General features: G+C 36.3%; 4 protein-coding genes and 1 pseudogene. All 5 read right to left on the reverse strand.

What is annotated here, in order from left to right; translation table 11 throughout:
* A pseudogene (locus ACQKOF_RS24865) lies at positions 1-782 on the reverse strand (hypothetical protein); the annotation flags it as partial.
* 186 nt (positions 783-968) lie between these two features.
* A complete protein-coding gene (locus ACQKOF_RS24870; protein ID WP_427563025.1) occupies positions 969-1,115 on the reverse strand; it encodes a hypothetical protein in 147 nt (48 codons plus the stop codon).
* An 821-nt stretch (positions 1,116-1,936) separates the two neighbouring features.
* A complete protein-coding gene (locus ACQKOF_RS24875; protein ID WP_427563028.1) occupies positions 1,937-2,290 on the reverse strand; it encodes a hypothetical protein in 354 nt (117 codons plus the stop codon).
* 326 nt (positions 2,291-2,616) lie between these two features.
* The gene (locus tag ACQKOF_RS24880; protein ID WP_427563031.1) at positions 2,617-2,934 is read right to left on the reverse strand and encodes a hypothetical protein; all 318 of its coding nucleotides are present in this window, start codon (positions 2,932-2,934) and stop codon (positions 2,617-2,619) included.
* An 11-nt stretch (positions 2,935-2,945) separates the two neighbouring features.
* A partial coding sequence (locus tag ACQKOF_RS24885) for an RHS repeat-associated core domain-containing protein (protein WP_427563034.1) occupies positions 2,946-5,582 on the reverse strand: 2,637 nt, incomplete at its 5' end.

Below are 5,582 nucleotides of genomic sequence, written 5' to 3' on the forward strand. Positions count from 1 at the left end.
TCCCTAGCCGTTACGATATAGGAACTTCCCTTGAATTGCACCAACGTGCCTAACTCATGGGGCTCTGTGCTTTCAAACTCACAAAAAGTATAATCAGCTTCACTCACATCAGTACCATCGTTTTCAGTAATCAAGCGATACGCATCGACGTCCATACGTACTATAGAAAGCAAATGGTCGATCTTTATGCTTTTCCTACTTTGAGGTGTACCAAGCCAAAATCGAGCACCTTTCCCTTTTAAATCAGGAAAAACAACCGCGTGCAAATGGGAAGCCATTCTTTTAATAAATTCCCAGTCTGTTTCTAAATATTGAATCGCAATACTACCAATGGCTTGACCGTTAGAAGCTTGGTCGATGTAATCCCCATTAGGATAGGCGCTTACGATGTTTTTTATTAACTGCACATACGTCATATTGGCATCTTGAAAAGAACGTGAGCGCTTCGCAATATCCATATTTGCTGTAAATGATACAGCCTCAACGGAGACATAATGCACCCCTTGTGCTGCCTGCAACTCCGCATTTTCAATTCTTCCTGAGAACAATATGGCACTGTCTCGTCCGAATTTCACAACAACTTCATCTGTATGATTGACTCGCTGAATATACTTTTGTGCTTGCTCTTCAGCGATCATTCCCGTAAAGTACAACCTCGCATGATCATTGCCCTTATGTTTGATGGTTAGTTTATCTAAATGAATAAGTGGATAAGGCCATTCGAGCACAAGATCCTCATACGTACTAATCATGTGTACTTCATTTTCTTCTAGCGATCTCATTACTTACCTCCTTTCCATCAACCACGTCTTTTAAAAACCTTGTAAGATAGATTCCATCATGCCGTAAGCAATGGGTTTCCAAATATTCATCTCTTTTTTCACATAATTAACCGAGCCCATCGTCATTTCTAAGTCTACCTAAAACAAAAACATTAAAATTATAAATCTTGTTATCTAGTACTTACGTCATGAAATCAAACAACCAATTTGTACACCGTTAACTTCATTAATGCCAATATCCAACATTTTCGCAGTTGGCTGTGTTTTTTGAAAAATATTCATCATGGACTGTGTGAAATCTTTTACTTCTTCTGCTTTTATCTGTTGTTCCATGATTTTCAACATGGCGTAGATTTTTCGTTTGTATAGATTTAATCGTATCTACGACTAAATGGATATTTTTTATCCATTATTCAGGTTCCAAACACGTCAAATGTTGAAGGTATACAACTGGATTTTAATTCTCATAGAAACTCATTTCTGTAAACTCATATGTAATAATTGGGGTTCGATGTTCTTTATTCGTTTCTTCTCTTTTTCATGTTTCGTCATCTCGATAACTCTTCATCCATGAAATTCATTTCGATTTGTATTGTTCTTTCTATCTCATAACCTTGTATTTTTTACTTTCCTATTAAATACTATCGCTCAATTTTGTTAATAAATTTTTTAATTCAGTAATATCCCTAAACTAATTACATATGGAATTAAAACCATTAATTGGTTATTTTCTTCATAAATATGCTAATAAACCATAGATAAAAAATCAACATCCATACGAACCATTATTCAGAATAGACGAAAAATCCTGTATATTAGGGAAATTTGAATTTTAGGTAGTTAGATATACTGAGTGAGAGATGGATAAAGTGAAACTTTAATCATTAGGTACAAGAAATGTAATTAGCGTCAAACTAAGATTACATTCGTGTTGGAGAGAATAGTTATAGTTGTAAAATATGTTTCTACGATGGTGAAGGTATGCTACTGTTAGTGGTAATAAAATTTAAAGTATGCATATAAATGTCAAAATCATTATGTACATTTTTGCTTGTTTAAGGATGAATAAAATCACTCGTTTTCCGAGTTTAAAGTGATCAAACAACTAGTTTTTACTTGTTTAACACTCGCATTTATACATAATTTAACAATTGTTACTGTAATCGTTCCGAAATTAGGAGCGATAAAAGTAAATCAAAACAAGAAAAAACACATGTACATGGAATAATACCATATACATGTGTTTTCATATTTCTACTATAAAGATATGCCTCTCGAGTTTCATTTTTATTTGTACTAATTGCTCCACGATCATTTAGCTGATTGTTACTTAGATCCTGTTTATGAACATGTGCATTATTTGCAGATTTGTAAGTTGCGGCGTTTTTATTTCCATAAGCATGAATTCTAACCTCTGAGCCATCAGAATGATTCCATGTTTGATTGATTCCATTATTTTTAGTTACGTTAAATCCTACTTCAGATAGAATTTTTTCAATCTGTTGCACTGATCTTCCCTTAAGTTGCGGTAGTTTTTAGAACTATTTAGCCCAAAAGGATCAATTTCTATTAATGGATCAAACACATATCCATACAATATTGGATTGAATTATTCTTAGCAGTCCAATCGGGTCTTGCTGTGTATGCATTCCTGATGAAGCAGAGTAGTAAATAACGAGAAAAGACAATTCTATTTCTAACAGAAAACACATGTTGAGGAAGAACTTGAAATCCAATCAACTTGTGTTTTTAGGCGTTAACTCCATTTAAAAACTCACATCACTGAACCTTTTATAATAGGAATAACAAAATAAAAATAAATAAATAAACTTTACTACTGCATAAGACGACTTACCCACTCTTTAAGATTTTCAGTCCACTCTTTACTCTTAACTTTTTTAAAGTAAAGTATCTTGCCATTCCGACTTTCTTCACAATAGAAAATATCATTCAAATCAGTACTCCTTCTACCGAATTCTCCATGAATAGGGAATATTAAAGTAATAGCTTCTTTGTTTATATCTCTTGCGATCTTCCAATAAATTGTAAAATCGTTTGTCACATAATACAATTGATCAGAATAGGCATTTGAAACCGTCCACCCTTTTTGAATTAGCTGATTCTCTAACATTTCTAAATGTTTAATTGACATAGTTCTCCTTTTTAAAATAGATCCCAGAAATTTTTGTTCAAAGTATTTCCACCCTTACTTAGCATATCTTCAATCTTTTCTGCAGTAATTCGGGAGCCTTCTTTTGACCATGTATCTATGGATAAGATTTCTCCTTTTTTATTAGTAATTGTAATACTGTATTCGTTTTCTCCTAACTTCCTAATATAGTAATCAGCATTTTGACGTTTGCCCCCACCTTTAACAAGAACACCATCAGATATATTTTTTTGACCACGTTTTAAATAATCCTCGGGAGACAAATTTGAGTGTCGACTTGCATGATCCTTTAATCCAGAATCACCCTCTTGGAATGTTCTTCGTTGTTTCCAATTTCCACAACTTTGTTTTTTCAATCCAAACGGATCAATCCAACTATTCGGATCGCTTACATACCCATACAAAGTTGGATTTCCACCCTCAAGTCCAATAGGATCTTGTTGTAAATACATCCCCTCATTTGAAGAGTAGTACCGGAATCTGTTGTAATATAATCCGATTTCCATATCTTCATACTGACCTTGATACCTAAATGGAATGAAATCTATTTCACCCGTGAATTCTTTCACTCGTCCATAAATATCAAGCTCTGCTGACCAAACCGTATTACCTTCTTCATCATAGGCTTCAACAGGCGTTCCTAGATAGTCATTAATAATACCGTAATTACCTTCACTAGTGATTTTAGCTGAAGGTACGAACCCATCATTAAACACCCATGTGACTAGATTATCCAGTATTTCGTACTTGTTCTGTGAAGAACGCTCTACTAGATTTTCAAATTTATCTGAATCATTCTGTGAGAAATACTCATGTAGGATAGTATTCCCATCCCAAACGAAACTTGTTGTCTTATCTTCAGAACTCTTCTCTATTCGTCTACCTAGCGAATCGTACTTGAAAGTAACTTCTGTGTTGTCTGGTTTGACGACCTTCGACATCATGCCATTGCCGTTATATTCGTACTTCCACGTATCACCATTCTTCTCAACCTTCTGAACAAGATTCCCTTCATCATCATAAGAGAATGTTACCTCTTTCGTTTCAAGCAATCTACTTCCGGCACCATAGACACGATCTGTCTTTTCTTTAGTTTCATACAAATTCCCGACATCATCGACACTACGGTGTAAGAAGTCAAATTGACCGCCTTGATTGGACCACACAAGGTTACTGAATTCATCGTAACCATAGGTAACTTTTACACCTGTTAACTCGTTGACCATGCTTCGTAATTGGTGATTAACATCCCAATTATACACGCGTCTTCGTGTGTCACGATTTTGACTATTTATGCGGTGGTGTGTTGGTCTACCTGCTACATCATACTGCCATTTGCTGATGACATCTCCTGGTAAGATTCTCTCAATCTCTTGACCAAGTTCATTGTATTGCATCGCTGCTGTCCACTGTTCTTGCTCTGAGCGAGAGGCTGTGATTTGTGACGCATTTCCCATTTCATTACGAGCGACATCGATTTTTGCACCTAAGCTACTCGTAATCTGTGAACGGTTGCCTAATTCGTCATAGCTACTCGCAATCCAATGGTCATTCTGCCATCCCTTGATTATTTGGCCAGATGGGTCTCGCTCCAGCTTTACAGTCACATGCTCATTTTCAGTCTCAATTAACGAACCATTTTTGTCATAGCCAAACGTTTCCCAAGTATCATCATAATAATCAGCTCGAATAACATTCCCTAGACCATCATGCTGGTACGCTGTCCAACGATCACCAGGTCGTTGAATCCTCTGAACTAATCCTGCCTGACTTCGCTCATATGTTCTTTCCATCTCATCAAAGCCAATTTCCTTGATGATATTCCCTTTCGTATCGCGTTCAAACTGATACGCTTCGCCGTTCTCATTGATGACAGAGGTTAACTGCTCCTCTGTATCATAAGTGAATTTAACTTTCTTCCCACCTTGTTCTCGAGACACCAAGCTGCCGAGAATGGTGTGATCAAAGGCTACTTGCGTATGGTTATCATTCACAAAAACAACATCATCATAGGCATTGTACTTTAATTGAACATCGTTTCCATCTGAAAGATTTGCACGTACTAGGCGATTTAAGTTATCATAACGGAACTTTTCTGTGGCCCCTAGCGGATTGGTCGTTGTTGTGCAATTCCCACGACGATCATATGTCCATGTCGAACTTGTTCCGTCTGGCAATGTGACCTGACTCAGGTTCAGATCAGCATCATAAGCTAAGCTTACCACATGGCCTTGGGCATTTGTCACCGTTTTAATTAAGTATTGCTCATTATAGGAAAATTCAGTCTTTGCGCCATCTTCTAAAATATTTGCCTGCAATGTCCCATCTTCATTATAAATCCATTGACGACTTCCACCCTCTGCATTAACAGCCTGAATCAGTCTATCCTTCTCATCATACTGAGAGGATAAGGTACTGCCATCTGCCAGAGTAATCGTCACTGGATTTGCCCACTCATCATAGCTATATGCTGTGACACGACCATCTTCATCTACTTCTTGCAGTAATTCAAAGTCTTCGTTATATTGATAGCTAACTTCACTACCATCTGGATGAACAATTTTCGTACAGAGGTTATCTTCGTTAAAATAGTAGTAACTCTTATGGCCTAAGCTATTCGTAATTTCATT

The sequence above is a fragment of the Lysinibacillus sp. NPDC093190 genome, from assembly GCF_050280425.1.
Lineage (GTDB): Bacteria > Bacillota > Bacilli > Bacillales_A > Planococcaceae > Lysinibacillus.